Origin of the sequence: Rubricoccus marinus, from assembly GCF_002257665.1 — a bacterium.
Classification (GTDB): Bacteria; Bacteroidota; Rhodothermia; order Rhodothermales; family Rubricoccaceae; genus Rubricoccus; species Rubricoccus marinus.
Genome location: NZ_MQWB01000001.1, coordinates 2910990 through 2926002, shown reverse-complemented (window position 1 = coordinate 2926002; position 15013 = coordinate 2910990). Strand labels below are relative to the sequence as shown.

Sequence of the window (15013 nt, the reverse complement as noted above, 5' to 3'; positions counted from 1 at the left end):
GACTCGCGCCAGAGGCACGTATGCCCACATTCCCAGACCCATGGCAATTCGCAAGCTCAAGCCCAACACGCCAGGCCAGCGCCAGCGCTCGGTCTCGGCCTTCGACACGATCACGAAGTCGGAGCCCGAGAAGAGCCTCCTCGCGCCCCTGAAGCGCTCGGGCGGACGCAACAACACCGGCCGCAAGACCTCCCGCCACCGCGGCGGAGGCCACAAGCGCCGCTACCGCATCATCGACTTCAAGCGGAACAAGCACGGCATCCCCGCGCGCGTCTCCGCGATCGAGTACGATCCCAACCGCTCGGCGCGTATCGCCCTCCTCGTCTACGCAGACGGTGAGAAGCGCTACATCATCGCGCCGGACAAGGTGACGGTCGGCATGTCGCTCCTGAGCGGCCCCGACGCTCTGCCGGACCTCGGCAACTGCCTCCCGCTGTCGAACATCCCGCTCGGCACGTCCGTGCACGCGATCGAGATGATCCCCGGTAAGGGCGCGCAGCTGGCACGCAGTGCTGGCACGTACGCACAGCTCACCGCCCGCGAGGGCAAGCTGGCAACGCTCAAGCTTCCTTCCGGCGAAGTCCGCCAGGTCCCCGTGCTCTGCATGGCGACGATCGGGCAGACCTCGAACCCGGACCACATGAACATCGAGATCGGCAAGGCCGGTCGCTCGCGCTGGCTCGGCATCCGCCCCCAGACGCGCGGCGTTGCGATGAACCCCGTTGATCACCCGATGGGCGGTGGCGAGGGCAAGTCCTCTGGTGGTCACCCGAAGAGCCCCACCGGCGTGTACGCCAAGGGCTTCAAGACGCGCAAGAAGAAGAAGGCGTCCAACCAGTTCATCGTCCGCCGCCGCAAGGCCAAGAAGTAACCAGATATGGCACGCTCGCTCAAGAAGGGCCCTTTCGTCTACTACAAGCTCCGCCAGAAGGTGGACGCGATGCAGGAGGGCGCCGGCCGCAAGAAGGTCATCAAGACGTGGAGCCGCGGCTCCATGATCACCCCCGACATGATCGGACTCACCTTCGCCGTGCACAACGGGAAGCAGTTCATCCCGGTCTACGTGACCGAGAACATGATCGGCCACAAGCTCGGAGAGTTCGCGCCCACGCGCACCTTCCGGGGCCACGCTGGTTCGAAGGCGGACAAGCGCCGTCGCTAATGGTCGACGGCGTTCCGTCGCCAGGGGCCCGGCCTCTGGCGACGCGCCGAACACCGAACACCGAATACTGACATGGAAGCACGCGCCAAGCACAAGTACATCAAGATCAGCCCGCGCAAGCTGCGGATCGTGGCCGACGTCGTCCGGGGCAAGAACGCCCAGGAGGCCCTCGCCACGCTGCAGTTCCTGCCGCAGAAGGCTGCTCCGATCCTCGACAAGGCCATCCGGTCTGCCGTCGCCAACCTCTTCGACCGGAGCGAGGACCGCGTTGACGAGACCGAGCTCGTCGTCAAGACCGTCATGGTCGACGAAGCGCCGGTCATGAAGCGCTTTCAGCCGGTTTCTCGCGGTCGGGCCCACCCGATCCTGAAGCGGTCCAGCCACCTCACGGTCATCGTCGGCACGCCAGAGGCCTCTGGCGCCGAGGCGTAATCATCAGCACGTAGAGGTCGCGCCAGAGGCTTCGCGCCGTGCGCGCCTGCCCTCGCGACCTGCAAAGCACACCCCCACACTCATGGGTCAGAAAATCAACCCCGTTGGATTCCGCCTCGGCGTCATCCGCGGCTGGGACTCCAACTGGTTCGAGACCGGTTCCTTCGCGGAGAAGCTCGTCGAAGACGAGGAGATCCGCCGGTACCTCAACGCTCGCCTGAAGCGCGCGGGGCTCTCCCGCGTCGTCATCGAGCGGACGCCTCGCCGCGTCATCCTCACGCTCCACACCTCCCGTCCCGGTGTCATCATTGGCCGCGGCGGTTCCGAGGTCGAGAAGCTCCGCGAGGAGTTGAAGACGCTCACAGACAAGGACGTCCAGATCAACATCAACGAGATCAAGCGTCCCGAGTTGGACGCCAGCCTCGTCGCGCAGAACATCGCGCAGCAGCTGGAGGGCCGCGTGTCCTACCGCCGCGCGATGAAGCAGGCGCTCGGCGCCGCGATGCGCATGGGTGCCGAAGGCATCCGCATCAAAGTCGGCGGCCGCCTCGGCGGCTCCGAGATGCGTCGCGTGGAGCAGTACATGGAAGGCCGCGTGCCGCTCCACACGCTCCGTGCTGACATCGACTACGCCGAGGCCACTGCCTTTACCGTTGCAGGCACCTGCGGCGTGAAGGTCTGGATCTTCCACGGCGAGGTCATCGGCAAGCCCGACCTTTCCCCGAACGCCTACGCACAGCGCCAGCAGTCCGCTGCTCCGAGCGTGCCCGAGCGCCGTCGCGGTGGACGTGACGACCGCGGTGGACGCGGTGGCGGTCGCGACAACCGCGGTGGCGGAGGCGGCCGCGGCGGACGTGGCGGCAACACTGGAGGTAGCGGCGGAGGCCGCGGCCGACGCTAACCGACCCCAACCCTAAACCTCTGAGATTATGTTGATGCCGAAGCGGACCAAGTTCCGCAAGATGCAAAAGGGCCGGGTGAAGGGGCTCGCGCAGCGCGGTGCCCGTGTCACCTTTGGGGACTACGGAATCAAAGCGCTCGACGCGGGCTGGATCACCTCCCGTCAGATCGAAGCCGCTCGTATCGCCATGACCCGTCGCATGAAGCGACAGGGTAAGGTGTGGATCCGCGTCTTCCCCGACAAGCCTATCACGAAGAAGCCGGCCGAGACCCGCATGGGTAAGGGCAAGGGCTCACCCGAGTACTGGGTGGCCGTTGTCAAGCCCGGCCGCATTCTGTTCGAGATCAGCGGCGTGACCGAGGACGTGGCGCGTGAGTCCATGCGACTCGCGATCCAGAAGCTCCCGATCAAGGCGAAGATCGTCATGCGGCCCGAGTTGACCCCCGTTGCCCCGGCAGCGGACGCGTTCACCTCTGGCGGTGACACCAGCCTCACGGCCACGGTCAGCAACGACGACCTCACGAAGATCTACGGTCTCGGCGGCTCCATGCTGGAGGCGCTCGCGAACGAGGGCATCGAGACCTACGCGGCACTTGCCGACATGGACCTCGAGAAGCTCCGTGCGGTCATCGAAGCCGACGGCACCGATCAGGAGTTCGTCAACGAGGAGACGTGGACGAAGCAGGCACGCCTGCTCGCCGACGGCGACTTCGAGGCGCTCACCGATTACGTTGACAGCCTCCGCGCGGAGGACGGCAACGAAGTCGAGATCCCGACCGACGAGACGCCAGAGGCTTCTGGCGACACGGCCGGCGAGGACGCCTCTGGCGAGGACACGACCGACGCCACGGGCGGCGACGCCGACCTCAACCCCGCTTAGATCCATTTAGCGCGCCCCGGTCCTTGTGGCCGGGGCGTTCTGTGACCCCCCGATAGATGAAGGCCAAAGACATCCGCGAGATGAACTCGAGCGAGATCGAGGAGCGCATCGCCGAAAACCGTCAGGACATCACCGAGCTCCGTTTCCGCCGCGTTGTTGCGGGCCTGGAGGACCCGGTGATCCTGCGCGAGAAGCGCCGCGAGATCGCTCGCCTCAAGACCATTCTGAACGAGAAGAAGAAGGCCGACGCCTAGCGCTCCTGCCTCTGGCGCCGCGCCAGAGGCAAGAGGGTGAAGTCTCGGTGGCCTCCGCACCAGCGGGTAGGCTTCCCGGTGCCTTCACTGCGCCCCTCCGTATTCTCATCCGTTCCGACCCCGGCGGTCGGACGCTCGCCAGCGCGCGCCTCGCCAGAGGCCTCCTGCGAGCACGATATCCCACGTAGTTGGTGAGGTGCCGGCTCACCAAGCGAATTAGCCGCCCCCTCAAGGGGCACCGCCGCTATGGCAGATTCCCAGCCCGAGCTGGACGCGCCCGAGACGGGCACCGAGATCCCCGAGCAGGAGCCCGCGCAGACGAGCCCCTCGATGGCCTCGCTCTCGCAGATCGCGACCGGATCCTCCGTTTCGACGGACTCCGAGCGCGGCGCGCGCAAGTTCCGCGTCGGCCTCGTCGTCTCCGACAAGATGGATAAGACGATCACGATCGCGATCCAGCGTCAGGTAAAGCACCCGATCTACGGGAAGTTTATCAAGCAGACGACGAAGCTGAAGGCCCACGATGAGTCCAACGACGCCAACGAAGGCGACGTCGTCCGCATCCAGGAAACACGCCCGATCTCCAAAACGAAGCGCTGGCGCCTCGTCGAGGTGGTTGAGCGCGCGAAGTAATCACCCCTACGTCTCCCACCCATGATCCAGCAGGAATCCCGGCTCGCAGTAGCCGATAACAGCGGGGCGAAGGAGGTGCTGTGCATCCGCGTCCTCGGCGGCTCCAAGCGTCGCTATGCCAGCGTTGGTGACAAGATTGTCATCAGCGTCAAGAGCGCCATCCCTGGCGGCAACGTCAAGAAAGGCGACGTCTCCAAGGCCGTCATCGTTCGCACCAAGAAAGAGCTCCGTCGTCCCGACGGCTCTTACATCCGCTTCGACGAGAACGCGGCCGTGCTGCTGAACGACTCCGACGAGCCGCGCGGCACGCGCATCTTCGGGCCTGTGGCCCGTGAGCTCCGCGAGCGCCAGTACATGCGCATCGTTTCCCTCGCTCCTGAAGTCCTTTAGACCGATGCCGCGTACCAAGAACAAGCAGAAGAAGCTCCACGTCAAAAAGGGCGAGACCGTCGCCCTCACCAAGGCGATCACGAGCGCGAAGAACCTCAGCCCGAACCAGGACCGCCCGAAGGGCTACCAGGCTCGCGTGCTGGAGGTGTACCCGAAGCTCGATAAGGTGCTCGTGGAGGGCGTCAACGTGCGCTACAAGCACACGAAGCCGAACCAGCAGTACCCCAACGGTGGCCGCATCGAAGCCGAGCGACCGATCCACATCTCGAACGTGGTCCCGGTCGACGGCAACGGCGCCCCCACTCGGATCGGACGCAAGCGCGTCGAGGATTCCGGGACGGGCAAGGGCCGCTGGGTCCGCTACGCCAAGACCACCGGCGAAGAGCTGGACAGCTAACCACTTTGGCGCCAGCCTCTGGCGCCGCATCCGTCCACGAGGCGGCCCGCCTCTGGCGCCAGAGGCCCTGAGCCTTTCCGGCTCTCCTCCGCGCCAACTGGCCCGCTCGACGACGACACACATGGAGAACTACACACCCCGACTCAAAGAGCGCTACCGCTCTGAGATCACCTCGGCGCTCACCGAACGGTTCGAGTACGCCAACCCGATGCAGGTGCCCCGGCTGACGAAAATCGTCATCAACAAGGGCATCGGCGAGGCTTCCGTCAACAAGAAGATCCTGGACGACGCCGTCGAGGAGCTCCGCAAGATCACGGGTCAGCAGCCTGCGATCCGCGCGTCGCGGAAGTCGATCTCTAACTTCAAGCTCCGCGAGGGCATGCCCGTCGGCGTTGCGGTAACGCTGCGCGGGGAGCGCATGTGGGAGTTCCTGGATCGCCTGATCACGCTCGCACTTCCTGGCGTCCGTGACTTCCGTGGCATCCCCGACCGCTCGTTCGACGGCCGCGGCAACTACACGCTCGGCATCAAGGAGCAGATCATCTTCCCCGAGATCGACATCGACAAGGTGGACCGCGTCACGGGCCTCGACATCAGCTTCGTCACGACGGCTGAAACCGACGAGGAGGCGTTCGCGCTCCTGAAGGAGCTCGGCATGCCGTTCGTGCGTCGGGAGGAGGAGGAAACCGCTTAAGACCCCAACACACCATGGCCAAGAAGAGCGTTATCGCCCGCGAAAAGAAGCGCCGCAAGCTCGTTGAGAAGTACGCCGCCAAGCGTGCCGAACTCAAAGCAGCTGGCGACTACGAGGGGCTCCAGAAGCTTCCCCGTGACTCCGCTGCCGTTCGCCTCCACAACCGCTGCGCCCTCACGGGTCGCCCCCGCGGCTTCCTCCGGAAGTTCGGCATCAGCCGCGTGATCTTCCGTGAGATGGCACACGACGGCAAGATCCCAGGCGTCCGCAAGGCGAGCTGGTAAAGCGCCTCTGGCGCCAGAGGCCTCGGGCCTCGCGCCATCGGCACCCATTTCTATTCATCTAGCGGTCAAGCGGCGCCGCCCTAAGGGGCACCCGCGTCCGAACTGACCGAAGACACATGAGCGCAGTTACCGACCCCGTCGCGGACTACCTCACGCGCATCCGCAATGCGCAGAAGGCCCGCCACCCGCACGTCGACGTGCCCGCCAGCAACCTGAAGCGGGCGATCACCCAGATCCTCAAGGATAAGGGCTTCGTGCAGGACTTCGTCAACGTGGAGGACAGCAAGCAGGGCCTGATCCGGGTCTACTTGAAGTACCTCCGCGGCGGCAAGCCCGTCATCCAGAAGATCACCCGCGTCTCCAAGCCGGGCCTCCGCCGCTACGTTGGCGCAGCCGACTTGCCGCGCGTCCTCAACGGACTCGGCATCGCCATCGTCTCTACGAGCCGTGGCGTGATGACCGACAAGGAGGCTCGCCGCGCCGGAATCGGTGGCGAGGTTCTCGCGACCGTCCAGTAACCCCCGACCCCTAACACAATGTCTCGAATCGGAAAACAGCCGGTCTCGATCCCGGGTGGGGTGACGGTAGACGTCGCCAAGAACAACACCATCACCGTCAAGGGCGCCAAAGGAGAGCTCTCTTTCCAGGCTGACCCGGACATGACGGTCACGGTCGAAGGTGACGAGGTCATCGTCGAGCGTCCCACGGATCAGAAGCGTCACCGCTCGTTCCACGGCCTGACCCGCTCTCTCGTCGCCAACATGGTGCAGGGTGTGAGCGAGGGCTACACGAAGGAGCTCGACGTGATCGGCGTGGGCTACCGCGCCGACGCAACGAAGATGTCCGGCATGGACGTCCTCGAACTCGCGCTCGGCTTCTCGCACCCGATCTACTTCGTTCCGCCGGAGGGCATCGACATCCAGGCCGAGACCATTCGTGGTCAGAACCCACGGATCAAGATCACCGGCGTCGACAAGCAGCTCGTGGGCCAGGTGGCCGCGAAGATCCGCGCCCTCCGCCCGCCGGAGCCCTACAAGGGCAAAGGCATTCGCTACACCGACGAGTTCGTCCGCCGCAAGGCAGGCAAGACCGCCGCTCGCTAGCGCACTCCCGCCAGAGGCTGACACCAAGCCTCTGGCGTTCGCGCTCCTCTTTCGCGTGGCTCGCCGGTCGGCAATCGCCGAGCCCTCACGCACACCCCGATGGCTAAGACTTCTCTCAAGGCGCGCAACCGCGCCCGCATCCGTCGCCGCATCCGCGCCAAAGTGGCCGGAACGGCTGAGCGCCCGCGTCTCGCGGTCTTCCGCTCGAACAAGTACATCTACGCGCAGCTAATCGACGACGCCGCTGGCGTCACGTTGGCCGCTGCATCGAGCCGCGAGGCCGACATCAGCAGCACCGGCGTTGAGGCGGGCAAGGCCGTGGGCGAGACCCTCGCCGAGCGCGCCAAGGCCGCTGGCGTGGACGTTGCGGTCTTCGACCGTGGCGGCTACCGTTACCACGGTCGCGTCAAGGCCGTCGCTGAAGGAGCCCGCGAAGGCGGCCTCCGCTTCTAACCCCATCCGAACAGAACAATGGCTCAGCAGCAAGGACGGGGAAACGACCGCCGTCGCAACAACCGGGACGACTCCAACCAGTCCAACCTCATCGAGCGCCTCGTCGAGGTGAACCGCGTGTCGAAGGTCGTCAAGGGCGGCCGTCGCTTCTCGTTCAACGCCGTCGTCGTCGTCGGTGACGGAGCGGGCAAGGTCGGCTCCGGGCTCGGCAAGGCCAACGAGGTCGCAGACGCGATCTCGAAGGGCACCGAGGCCGCGAAGAAGAACATGATCTCCGTCCCCGTAACGAGCAAGGGCACCATCCCTCACTCGGTCCGCGGCCGTCAGGACGCAGGCATCGTGCTCTTGAAGCCCGCTTCCGAGGGTACCGGCGTGATCGCCGGTGGTGGCGTACGCGCCGTCTTGGAGTGCGCAGGCATCCGCAACGTGCTCTCCAAGAGCCAGGGCTCGTCCAACCCCCACAACGTCGTCGCGGCCACGATGGACGCGCTCGCGCAGGTCCAGGACCCGGCCGAGGTCGCCGCACGCCGCGGTATCTCTATCAAGCGCGTCTTCGAGGGCTAGAGCAGACCGTCTCCGGCGCGGGCTTCGGCCTCTGGCGCCAGAGGCCTGCTAGGCCCCACAGCCAATACCAACTATGTCGAAGATCAAGATTACCCAGGTCCGAAGCGCCATTAACCGCTCCACCAAGCAGAAGCGGACGCTCGTCGCGCTCGGCATCCGCAAGATGAACCAGACCGTTGAGCACGAGGTCACGCCTCAGCTCGAGGGCATGGTCCGCGTGGTGAAGCACTTGGTGACGACCGAAGAGGCGTAGCCTCTGGCGACTGTCTCTAAAGACTCCGGCCTCTGGCGTGTTCGCGCCAGAGGCCGCGTTGTATACGAGGGACAGGGTGGGAGCCTCTGACGCCAGAGGCGCGCGCAAACGTGCGTAGGAATTAGCATTGGCGCAGGGTTACCTACGTTCGGGCGCCTGCCACTCTCTCTGTCGATGCGGTTCTTCTTCGTCTTGCCTCTGGCGTGCGTCCTCGCACTGACCGGCTGCGACTCCTTCGCCAGCGGCTTCGACCCCACGCCGCCGGATCTCCCGCTACCCCCGCTCGGCATGTGTACCTACACCGTTACGGACGAGAACGGTGCGGCGACGACTATCGAACAACGCGCGTACTTCGTTCAACTACTCGACTCCGAGACTGCCCCTGCGCGCGTGATCTGCGACGCGGACGGGGAGGTCGGCCTCTTGGACCTGCCCTACCTCAGGCTGAGCGGCGTCAACGAGGACGAGTTCCTCACCGTCCCTGTCGGCGAGTCGTTCAATCCTATCGTCTCCTACGTTAAGGAGAACGGCGCACTCTACTACAACGAGCAAGGCCAGGTCACGATTGACGTGCGCGATTGAGGAGCGGATCGGCGGCCGGTTCCGATTCCGCACGCTGCTCTTTCAGTCCGCGCGCAACCCTCCCGAGGTCATCGTCGAGGGCGCCTTCCACGCGCCGGTCGTCGACGAGCAGCCTCTGGCGCCAGAGGCCGTCGGGCCGGGGCGGTAACTTGAGTGCTCTTTGTCACTGACCGCTGACTTCGGATGCGAGCGCTCCACCTCTGGCCCCTGGCGGCTCTCCTGTTGTCCGCGTGCGACAGTGGGATCCCCAATCGGCCTCTCCCCGCGCTCGGCATGTGCGAGTACACCGTGACCTACGAGGACGGCGAGGTCGAGCGCTACGAGCATCGCGCCTACGTCGGCGTCTCGGGGCTAAGCCCGCGTTCCGGCCTCTTCTGCGACGCTGAGGGCGACGGCTTCCCCTTGCTTACTCCGTACCTCGAAATCAGAGGGGGTGAGCTCCTCGTCGCTCCCATCGGCGAGCCATTCCGTGAGCACATAGAGTATCGGAAATCGGAATCCCCTATCGTGCTGTATAGCGAGGGGCAGGGCAGGGGGAGCGTAGTCGACGTGCGGACGGAGGGCGAGGTCGGGGGGCGGTTCCGGTACCGCCTGGAGCGGATCGAGTCCAGCGCCAACCCCCCGAAGGTCACCGTCGAGGGGGCCTACTACGCACGCATTCCCACGCCGTAGCCTCTGGCGCCTGAGGCGTATCCGTAGTGGTCCCGTCGGAGCATCCTCGCAAGAGGCTGGTTCCGCCTGCTCGTCAGGGATCCCGCTGAGGTCCCACATCTGGCCCGCTTCACGTAAAACGCTCTGCCTCGCGCCAGAGGCCACACAAAGGGGGCTCTATCTTCTGCGCCCGTCGTGCTCTAGACGCACGGCACACAGCGAGTCCGCTCCCGGCCCGGCATTCCGCCAGAGGCGCAGCAGGAGCGGGCGACTCTAGCCACCCCTCTTACGATGGATCTCAGCAAGCTGACGCCCGCCAAGGGCTCAACGAAGACGAAGAAGCGCATTGGCCGCGGCGAAGGCTCCGGCAACGGCGGCACCGCCGGCAAGGGCCACAACGGCCAGAAGAGCCGCTCCGGCGCGAGCATTCCCGCGTGGTTCGAAGGCGGCCAGATGCCGCTCCAGCGCCGCGTCCCGAAGTTCGGGTTCAAGAACCGCTTCCGCGTCGCCTACGACGCGCTCAACCTGGACCGCCTCGCAGCACTCGTCGAGACCGGCGCGATCTCCGAGGGCGACACGGTGAACCCCGCGAGCCTCAAGGCGATGGGCTTCGGCGGCAAGAACGGCCGCGTGAAGGTCCTCGGTGGTGGCGATATCAACGTCAAGCTCGACGTGCACGCCCACGCCTTCTCCGCCTCCGCTCGCGAGAAGATCGAAGCCGCTGGCGGCTCCGTCACCATCGTCGACTAATCGCACGGCCCGCCTCTGGTGGGCCGTCGCACGATCACGCACAGTAGCACTATGCCATCGGTTGCCGAAAGCCTGCGGAACATCTGGCGGATCCACGAGCTCCGCCAGAGGATCCTCTTCACGTTGGGGATCCTCATCGTGTACCGCCTGGGCTCTTACATCACGCTCCCCGGTATCGACGCCGGCATCTTGGAGCAGATCAACGCTCAGAACGATCAAGGCGGCCTCTTCGGGCTGTTCAACCTGTTCGTCGGCGGCGCCTTCTTCCGAGCGGGAGTGTTCGCGCTGGGCATCATGCCCTACATCACCGCGAGCATCATCTTCCAGCTGCTGGGCGCGGTTATGCCCGCCATCCAGAAGCTCCAGCGCGAAGGCGACGAGGGCCGGCGGAAGATCACGCAGTGGACGCGGTACGCGACGGTCATCATCACGGGCTTCCAGTCTGTGGGGTACGCCATCAACCTGAAGGCCACCTCTGGCGCGGCCATCGTCGTCCCGGATTGGCTGTTCTTCGCCTCGGCGGTCATCTCGCTCACGGCGGGTACGGTCTTCGTGATGTGGCTCGGTGAGCGCATCACCGAAAAGGGCATCGGCAACGGCATCTCGCTGATCATCATGATCGGCATCATCGCCTTCCTCCCGGCCTCGCTCTTCAACGAGATCACCGGTAAGGCGAACCTGTTCGTGTTCCTGATCGAGATCGGCGCGCTCTTCCTGGTGACGATGTTCGTCGTCCTGGTGACTCAGGGCACGCGCCGCATTCCAGTCCAGTACGCCAAGCGCGTGGTGGGCCGGAAGGTGTACGGAGGCACTACGCAGTACCTCCCGCTCCGCGTGAACGCCGCTGGCGTCATGCCGATCATCTTCGCGCAGTCGATCATGTTCATCCCGAGCACGTTCGCCTCGTTCTTCCCGGACAGCACGTTCTGGCAGGGTGTCGGAACGGCGACGACCAACATCTTCGGATTCTGGTACTCGCTGATCTTCTTCATCATCTGTGTCTTCTTTACCTACTTCTACACCGCCATCGCGGTGAACCCTCAGGAGATGGCAGACACGATGCGGCGCCAGGGTGGCTTTATCCCGGGCGTGCGCCCAGGCCGCCAGACGAGCGAGTTCATCGACACCATCCTGACGCGCATCACCTTCCCGGGTGCTCTGTTCATCGGCTTCGTCGCCATCCTGCCCGCCTTTGCCGCCTACTTCGGCGTGCTTCCTGGCTTCGCGCAGTTCTTCGGCGGCACGAGCCTGCTCATCCTCGTCGGCGTTACGCTGGACACGTTGCAGCAGATCGAGAGCCACCTCCTGATGCGCCACTACGACGGGTTCATGAAGACCGGCCGCGTGCGCAGCCGTCGCCGCTAGGTACTGGAGATGGCTTCGGGCTCGATTGTTCTCAAAGACGACCGCGACGTGGCGATGCTTCGCCACGCCGCGCGTTTGGTTGAGCGCGTACTGGCAGATGCCGCCACGCGGATCAAGCCTGGCGCGAACACGCTGGAGATCGACCTCGAAGCAGAGAAGATCATCCGCGAGGCTGGCGCCCGGCCCGCGTTTAAGGGCTATCAGTTCGATCCGGACGAGATGCCGTTCCCGGGCTCGCTCTGCATGTCCGTCAACGATGTCGTCGTCCACGGCATCCCGAGCGAGGACGTGATCCTGCAGGAGGGAGACGTGATCTCCGTCGACTGCGGCGTTGAGCTCGACGGCTACTTCGGGGACTTCGCGTACACGTTCGCGGTCGGCGAGATCTCTGAGGAGAAGCGCGCTCTGCTGGATGCGACGAAACAGTCGCTCTACGAGGGCATTGCAAAGGCAAGCGCGGGCAACCGCGTCGGCGACATCGGCAACGCGGTTCAAACGTATACCGAGAGCCGAGGCTACGGCGTCGTCACGGCGCTCGTGGGTCACGGCATCGGTCAGCGGTTGCACGAGCCGCCGAGCGTGCCCAACACCGGCCGCCGCGGCTGGGGCAAAAAGCTCAAGCGCGGCATGACCATCTGCATTGAGCCGATGATCAACATGGGCACGGATGAGGTCACCGTCGACGACGACGGCTGGACCATCCGGACCGCTGACGGGTTACCGAGTGCACACTATGAGCACATGGTCCTCGTTACCAAAGGCTCGGCCGAAGTCATCTCTTCGTACGACGCCATCGAAGCTGCCCTTGCAGCCTCACAGGGCGGCGTCGCGCCAGAAGCCTCTGGCGCCGAACCCGCTCACGCATAACCAAGCAATCACCCTCCGATACCGTATGGCTAAGCAGCCCGCGATCCGTCAAGACGGAAAAGTCACTGAAGCCCTTCCGAACGCCCAGTTCCGGGTCGAGCTCGAAAACGGACACGAGATCCTCGGTCTCCTCTCGGGCAAGATGCGGAAGTTCTACATCCGGATCCTCCCGGGCGACCGTGTGACCGTGGAGCTTTCGCCGTACGACCTCACGAAGGGTCGCATCGTTTACCGATACAAGTAACCGCCTCCGGCGCCGGGCCTCGCCCGTTCTCGCCAGAGGCCCGAACCGCACCACTATGAAGGTCCGCGCCAGCGTCAAGAAGCGCTCTGCCGACGACAAGATTGTCCGTCGGAAGGGTCGCGTCTACGTCATCAACAAGAAGAACCCCAAGCACAAGCAGCGCCAGGGGTGATCTAGGAGGCCGGCCGCCAGAAGCCTCTGGCGAGTCGGGTTCCGATTCATCGTACACCGAATACAGCATATGCCACGCATCGCAGGAGTCGACGTGCCGGGCAACAAGCGCGGCCTGATCGCGCTGACCGACATCTTCGGCGTCGGGCTGAGCCGCTCCCAGGAAATCCTGGAGGCCGCCGGTCTGGACCCGAACGCTCACCCCGACACATGGACCGAAGACGACTCGCGCAAAGTCCGCGCGATCGTTGAGGACAACTACGTCGTCGAGGGTGCGCTCCGCACCGACGTCCAACTCAACATTAAGCGGCTGATGGACATCGGCTGCTACCGCGGCCTCCGTCACCGTAAGGGCCTCCCCGTTCGCGGGCAGCGCACCAAGACGAACGCGCGCACCCGTAAGGGCCGCAAGCGCACCGTCGCCGGTAAGAAGAAGGCACCGCGCAAATAGCGCTCTTGCGAGCCCCGCGCACCCCGGCACGCCGTGCCGCTGGCGCCAGAGGCTCGCACCGCTTTGCACTTTCGCCGCTGGCGCGGCCTTCGGGCCGCCCGCCAGAGGCAACGGGAGCAGACGCAGGCAGGCATCTCCAGAAGGCTCTGGCCTCTGGCGAGACCACCCCTGACGCGTTCGCACCGGACTCCAACATCTACAGACATGGCTAAGCAACAGCGGGGCCGCGGCGCCCGCAAGAAGAACGTACAGGTCGAGTCCAACGGCTCGTGCTACGTCAAGGCGACGTTCAACAACGTCCTGATCACCATCACCGACGCCTACGGCAACACGATCTCGTGGAGCTCGGCCGGCAAGATGGGCTTCCGCGGATCGCGGAAGAACACGCCGTACGCCGCCCAGGTGGCCGCGGCGGAGGCTGCCAAGGAAGCACACGACCTCGGCTTGCGCCGCGTCGACGTGTACGTCAAGGGCCCGGGTTCGGGCCGCGAAGGCGCCGTTCGCGCTCTCGCCAACGCGGGCCTGGAGGTTCTCTCCATCCGCGACACCACTCCTCTCGCTCACAACGGCTGCCGGCCGCCGAAGCGCCGCCGCGTCTGAGTGATTGGGACGGGGGAGACCCCGCTCCATCCTCACCGCTTGGCGCCAGGCAGAAGCCCGGCCGCGATTGCTGATCAGCCTCTGGCGCGGTTCACGCCGCACCGCCAGAGGCTGGTCGGGAGCGGAGCATTCTGGCACCCGCCAGAGGCTCCAGCGAGGCTCCCCGCTGGGCAGTCGCAACGTTTTCTTTTCAACGAAGCCCCCCACAGCTCATGGCCCGTTACCGCGGACCCAAACAAAAGCTCGCCCGCCGATTTGGCGAGCCCATCTTCGGCCCCTCCAAGGCGCTGGAGCGCAAGCCTTACCGTCCCGGCCAGCACGGCAACGCACGCCGCCGCAAGGAGTCTGAGTACTCCGTGCAGCTCGCCGAGAAGCAGAAGGTGAAGTACACCTACGGCCTGCTCGAGAAGCAATTCCGGAACCTCTTCGAGAAGGCCGCCCGCAAGAAGGGCGTCACCGGAGAGAACCTCCTGAAGTTCCTCGAGTCCCGTCTCGACAACGTCGTCTTCCGCCTCGGCTTTGCGCGGACGCGCCGCCAGGCCCGCCAGCTCGTCGCCCACGGGCACGTGATGGTCAACGACCGCGTGAGCGGCATCCCGAGCCACCTCCTCCGCCCCGGCGACATCGTCGAGGTCCGGCCCAAGTCCAAGAACTTGGAGATGGTCAAGGAGTCCGCCGAGCGCAACCGGCGCTCGTTCCCCTACCTGGAAGTCGACCGGAACCGCCTCGTCGGCAAGTTCCTGGACTACCCGGAGCGGGAGGACATCCCGGAAAACATCCGCGAGCAGCTCATCGTCGAGCTCTACTCGAAGTAAACCGCCGCCGCCAGCCGCTGCCCCGCGCAGCCTGCCTCCGCGCCTCTGGCGCCAGAGGCAGCCGGCCCCCGTGGCCTCTGGCGGCTCGCTCTCACGAACACACACCCCTACCTACGC

The 15013-nt window shown here is 65.3% G+C and carries 27 protein-coding genes and 1 pseudogene; all 28 read left to right on the top strand.

Features of this window, described 5'->3' with window-relative positions:
- The first annotated feature begins 40 nt into the window (after positions 1-40).
- The 28 genes and pseudogenes from rplB to rpsD all read left to right on the top strand — a co-directional run bounded on the left by rplB (position 41) and on the right by rpsD (position 14896).
- Positions 41-871, top strand: coding sequence for a 50S ribosomal protein L2 (rplB, locus tag BSZ36_RS12395; protein WP_094549409.1), 831 nt, complete (start codon positions 41-43; stop codon positions 869-871).
- A gap of 6 nt (positions 872-877) precedes the next feature.
- On the top strand, positions 878-1162 hold the full coding sequence (gene rpsS / locus BSZ36_RS12390; RefSeq protein ID WP_094549407.1) for a 30S ribosomal protein S19: 285 nt from the start codon (positions 878-880) through the stop codon (positions 1160-1162).
- 72 nt (positions 1163-1234) lie between these two features.
- Positions 1235-1594, top strand: coding sequence for a 50S ribosomal protein L22 (rplV, locus tag BSZ36_RS12385; protein WP_094549405.1), 360 nt, complete (start codon positions 1235-1237; stop codon positions 1592-1594).
- Between the two features lie 82 nt (positions 1595-1676).
- Positions 1677-2495, top strand: a complete 819-nt coding sequence (gene rpsC, locus BSZ36_RS12380) for a 30S ribosomal protein S3 (RefSeq protein WP_094549403.1) — start codon at positions 1677-1679, stop codon at positions 2493-2495.
- A gap of 28 nt (positions 2496-2523) precedes the next feature.
- Positions 2524-2925, top strand: a pseudogene (gene rplP / locus BSZ36_RS19875) (50S ribosomal protein L16); the annotation flags it as partial.
- A 506-nt stretch (positions 2926-3431) separates the two neighbouring features.
- Positions 3432-3629 (top strand): 50S ribosomal protein L29, encoded by a 198-nt coding sequence (rpmC, locus tag BSZ36_RS12370; RefSeq protein WP_094549399.1) that lies wholly within the window; start codon positions 3432-3434, stop codon positions 3627-3629.
- 330 nt (positions 3630-3959) lie between these two features.
- A complete protein-coding gene (rpsQ, locus tag BSZ36_RS12365; RefSeq protein ID WP_094551310.1) occupies positions 3960-4262 on the top strand; it encodes a 30S ribosomal protein S17 in 303 nt (100 codons plus the stop codon).
- 21 nt (positions 4263-4283) lie between these two features.
- Complete coding sequence (gene rplN / locus BSZ36_RS12360) at positions 4284-4652, top strand: 50S ribosomal protein L14 (protein ID WP_094549397.1); 369 nt, start codon at positions 4284-4286, stop codon at positions 4650-4652.
- A 4-nt stretch (positions 4653-4656) separates the two neighbouring features.
- Positions 4657-5049, top strand: a complete 393-nt coding sequence (gene rplX, locus BSZ36_RS12355) for a 50S ribosomal protein L24 (RefSeq protein WP_094549395.1) — start codon at positions 4657-4659, stop codon at positions 5047-5049.
- Between the two features lie 121 nt (positions 5050-5170).
- Positions 5171-5743 carry a 50S ribosomal protein L5 gene (gene rplE / locus BSZ36_RS12350; RefSeq protein ID WP_094549393.1) on the top strand — a complete coding sequence of 191 codons (573 nt, stop codon included), beginning with the start codon at positions 5171-5173 and terminating at the stop codon, positions 5741-5743.
- Positions 5744-5757: 14 nt separating this feature from the next.
- Positions 5758-6027 (top strand): 30S ribosomal protein S14, encoded by a 270-nt coding sequence (rpsN, locus tag BSZ36_RS12345; protein WP_094549391.1) that lies wholly within the window; start codon positions 5758-5760, stop codon positions 6025-6027.
- Between the two features lie 116 nt (positions 6028-6143).
- Entirely contained in the window at positions 6144-6545 is a 402-nt protein-coding gene (gene rpsH / locus BSZ36_RS12340; protein ID WP_094549389.1) for a 30S ribosomal protein S8, read from the top strand.
- 18 nt (positions 6546-6563) lie between these two features.
- Positions 6564-7130 (top strand): 50S ribosomal protein L6, encoded by a 567-nt coding sequence (rplF, locus tag BSZ36_RS12335; RefSeq protein WP_094549386.1) that lies wholly within the window; start codon positions 6564-6566, stop codon positions 7128-7130.
- 99 nt (positions 7131-7229) lie between these two features.
- Complete coding sequence (gene rplR / locus BSZ36_RS12330; protein ID WP_094549384.1) at positions 7230-7583, top strand: 50S ribosomal protein L18; 354 nt, start codon at positions 7230-7232, stop codon at positions 7581-7583.
- Positions 7584-7601: 18 nt separating this feature from the next.
- The gene (gene rpsE / locus BSZ36_RS12325) at positions 7602-8147 is read left to right on the top strand and encodes a 30S ribosomal protein S5 (protein WP_094549382.1); all 546 of its coding nucleotides are present in this window, start codon (positions 7602-7604) and stop codon (positions 8145-8147) included.
- A 73-nt stretch (positions 8148-8220) separates the two neighbouring features.
- Positions 8221-8400, top strand: coding sequence for a 50S ribosomal protein L30 (rpmD, locus tag BSZ36_RS12320; RefSeq protein ID WP_094549380.1), 180 nt, complete (start codon positions 8221-8223; stop codon positions 8398-8400).
- 174 nt (positions 8401-8574) lie between these two features.
- Positions 8575-8982: a hypothetical protein gene (locus BSZ36_RS12315; RefSeq protein WP_094549377.1), complete on the top strand. Its 408-nt coding sequence runs from the start codon at positions 8575-8577 to the stop codon at positions 8980-8982.
- Positions 8966-9130, top strand: coding sequence for a hypothetical protein (locus BSZ36_RS19465; RefSeq protein ID WP_179271172.1), 165 nt, complete (start codon positions 8966-8968; stop codon positions 9128-9130). The genes BSZ36_RS12315 and BSZ36_RS19465 overlap by 17 nt, the downstream gene beginning before the upstream one ends.
- A 125-nt stretch (positions 9131-9255) precedes the next feature.
- Positions 9256-9654: a hypothetical protein gene (locus BSZ36_RS12310; protein WP_143536885.1), complete on the top strand. Its 399-nt coding sequence runs from the start codon at positions 9256-9258 to the stop codon at positions 9652-9654.
- Positions 9655-9924: 270 nt separating this feature from the next.
- On the top strand, positions 9925-10383 hold the full coding sequence (rplO, locus tag BSZ36_RS12305; RefSeq protein WP_094549373.1) for a 50S ribosomal protein L15: 459 nt from the start codon (positions 9925-9927) through the stop codon (positions 10381-10383).
- A gap of 51 nt (positions 10384-10434) precedes the next feature.
- Positions 10435-11748: a preprotein translocase subunit SecY gene (gene secY, locus BSZ36_RS12300; RefSeq protein WP_094549371.1), complete on the top strand. Its 1314-nt coding sequence runs from the start codon at positions 10435-10437 to the stop codon at positions 11746-11748.
- Between the two features lie 9 nt (positions 11749-11757).
- Positions 11758-12615 carry a type I methionyl aminopeptidase gene (gene map, locus BSZ36_RS12295; protein ID WP_094549369.1) on the top strand — a complete coding sequence of 286 codons (858 nt, stop codon included), beginning with the start codon at positions 11758-11760 and terminating at the stop codon, positions 12613-12615.
- A 25-nt stretch (positions 12616-12640) separates the two neighbouring features.
- Complete coding sequence (gene infA / locus BSZ36_RS12290; protein ID WP_094549367.1) at positions 12641-12859, top strand: translation initiation factor IF-1; 219 nt, start codon at positions 12641-12643, stop codon at positions 12857-12859.
- A gap of 55 nt (positions 12860-12914) precedes the next feature.
- The gene (gene rpmJ, locus BSZ36_RS12285) at positions 12915-13031 is read left to right on the top strand and encodes a 50S ribosomal protein L36 (protein ID WP_094549365.1); all 117 of its coding nucleotides are present in this window, start codon (positions 12915-12917) and stop codon (positions 13029-13031) included.
- 69 nt (positions 13032-13100) lie between these two features.
- Complete coding sequence (rpsM, locus tag BSZ36_RS12280) at positions 13101-13481, top strand: 30S ribosomal protein S13 (RefSeq protein WP_094549363.1); 381 nt, start codon at positions 13101-13103, stop codon at positions 13479-13481.
- A 5-nt stretch (positions 13482-13486) separates the two neighbouring features.
- Positions 13487-13693, top strand: a complete 207-nt coding sequence (locus BSZ36_RS19460) for a hypothetical protein (protein WP_179271171.1) — start codon at positions 13487-13489, stop codon at positions 13691-13693.
- Positions 13686-14081, top strand: a complete 396-nt coding sequence (gene rpsK, locus BSZ36_RS12275) for a 30S ribosomal protein S11 (protein ID WP_094549361.1) — start codon at positions 13686-13688, stop codon at positions 14079-14081. The genes BSZ36_RS19460 and rpsK overlap by 8 nt, the downstream gene beginning before the upstream one ends.
- Positions 14082-14293: 212 nt before the next feature.
- Positions 14294-14896, top strand: a complete 603-nt coding sequence (gene rpsD / locus BSZ36_RS12270) for a 30S ribosomal protein S4 (protein ID WP_094549359.1) — start codon at positions 14294-14296, stop codon at positions 14894-14896.
- Positions 14897-15013: the final 117 nt, after the last annotated feature.

What these genes read in the sequence shown, in the direction of transcription:
- rplB (WP_094549409.1), top strand. Translation starts at nt 41, where the DNA reads ATGGCAATTCGCAAGCTCAAGCCCAACACGCCAGGCCAGCGCCAGCGC.
- rpsS (WP_094549407.1), top strand. Translation starts at nt 878, where the DNA reads ATGGCACGCTCGCTCAAGAAGGGCCCTTTCGTCTACTACAAGCTCCGC.
- rplV (WP_094549405.1), top strand. Translation starts at nt 1,235, where the DNA reads ATGGAAGCACGCGCCAAGCACAAGTACATCAAGATCAGCCCGCGCAAG.
- rpsC (WP_094549403.1), top strand. Translation starts at nt 1,677, where the DNA reads ATGGGTCAGAAAATCAACCCCGTTGGATTCCGCCTCGGCGTCATCCGC.
- rpmC (WP_094549399.1), top strand. Translation starts at nt 3,432, where the DNA reads ATGAAGGCCAAAGACATCCGCGAGATGAACTCGAGCGAGATCGAGGAG.
- rpsQ (WP_094551310.1), top strand. Translation starts at nt 3,960, where the DNA reads ATGGCCTCGCTCTCGCAGATCGCGACCGGATCCTCCGTTTCGACGGAC.
- rplN (WP_094549397.1), top strand. Translation starts at nt 4,284, where the DNA reads ATGATCCAGCAGGAATCCCGGCTCGCAGTAGCCGATAACAGCGGGGCG.
- rplX (WP_094549395.1), top strand. Translation starts at nt 4,657, where the DNA reads ATGCCGCGTACCAAGAACAAGCAGAAGAAGCTCCACGTCAAAAAGGGC.
- rplE (WP_094549393.1), top strand. Translation starts at nt 5,171, where the DNA reads ATGGAGAACTACACACCCCGACTCAAAGAGCGCTACCGCTCTGAGATC.
- rpsN (WP_094549391.1), top strand. Translation starts at nt 5,758, where the DNA reads ATGGCCAAGAAGAGCGTTATCGCCCGCGAAAAGAAGCGCCGCAAGCTC.
- rpsH (WP_094549389.1), top strand. Translation starts at nt 6,144, where the DNA reads ATGAGCGCAGTTACCGACCCCGTCGCGGACTACCTCACGCGCATCCGC.
- rplF (WP_094549386.1), top strand. Translation starts at nt 6,564, where the DNA reads ATGTCTCGAATCGGAAAACAGCCGGTCTCGATCCCGGGTGGGGTGACG.
- rplR (WP_094549384.1), top strand. Translation starts at nt 7,230, where the DNA reads ATGGCTAAGACTTCTCTCAAGGCGCGCAACCGCGCCCGCATCCGTCGC.
- rpsE (WP_094549382.1), top strand. Translation starts at nt 7,602, where the DNA reads ATGGCTCAGCAGCAAGGACGGGGAAACGACCGCCGTCGCAACAACCGG.
- rpmD (WP_094549380.1), top strand. Translation starts at nt 8,221, where the DNA reads ATGTCGAAGATCAAGATTACCCAGGTCCGAAGCGCCATTAACCGCTCC.
- BSZ36_RS12315 (WP_094549377.1), top strand. Translation starts at nt 8,575, where the DNA reads ATGCGGTTCTTCTTCGTCTTGCCTCTGGCGTGCGTCCTCGCACTGACC.
- BSZ36_RS12310 (WP_143536885.1), top strand. Translation starts at nt 9,256, where the DNA reads ATGTGCGAGTACACCGTGACCTACGAGGACGGCGAGGTCGAGCGCTAC.
- rplO (WP_094549373.1), top strand. Translation starts at nt 9,925, where the DNA reads ATGGATCTCAGCAAGCTGACGCCCGCCAAGGGCTCAACGAAGACGAAG.
- secY (WP_094549371.1), top strand. Translation starts at nt 10,435, where the DNA reads ATGCCATCGGTTGCCGAAAGCCTGCGGAACATCTGGCGGATCCACGAG.
- map (WP_094549369.1), top strand. Translation starts at nt 11,758, where the DNA reads ATGGCTTCGGGCTCGATTGTTCTCAAAGACGACCGCGACGTGGCGATG.
- infA (WP_094549367.1), top strand. Translation starts at nt 12,641, where the DNA reads ATGGCTAAGCAGCCCGCGATCCGTCAAGACGGAAAAGTCACTGAAGCC.
- rpmJ (WP_094549365.1), top strand. Translation starts at nt 12,915, where the DNA reads ATGAAGGTCCGCGCCAGCGTCAAGAAGCGCTCTGCCGACGACAAGATT.
- rpsM (WP_094549363.1), top strand. Translation starts at nt 13,101, where the DNA reads ATGCCACGCATCGCAGGAGTCGACGTGCCGGGCAACAAGCGCGGCCTG.
- rpsK (WP_094549361.1), top strand. Translation starts at nt 13,686, where the DNA reads ATGGCTAAGCAACAGCGGGGCCGCGGCGCCCGCAAGAAGAACGTACAG.
- rpsD (WP_094549359.1), top strand. Translation starts at nt 14,294, where the DNA reads ATGGCCCGTTACCGCGGACCCAAACAAAAGCTCGCCCGCCGATTTGGC.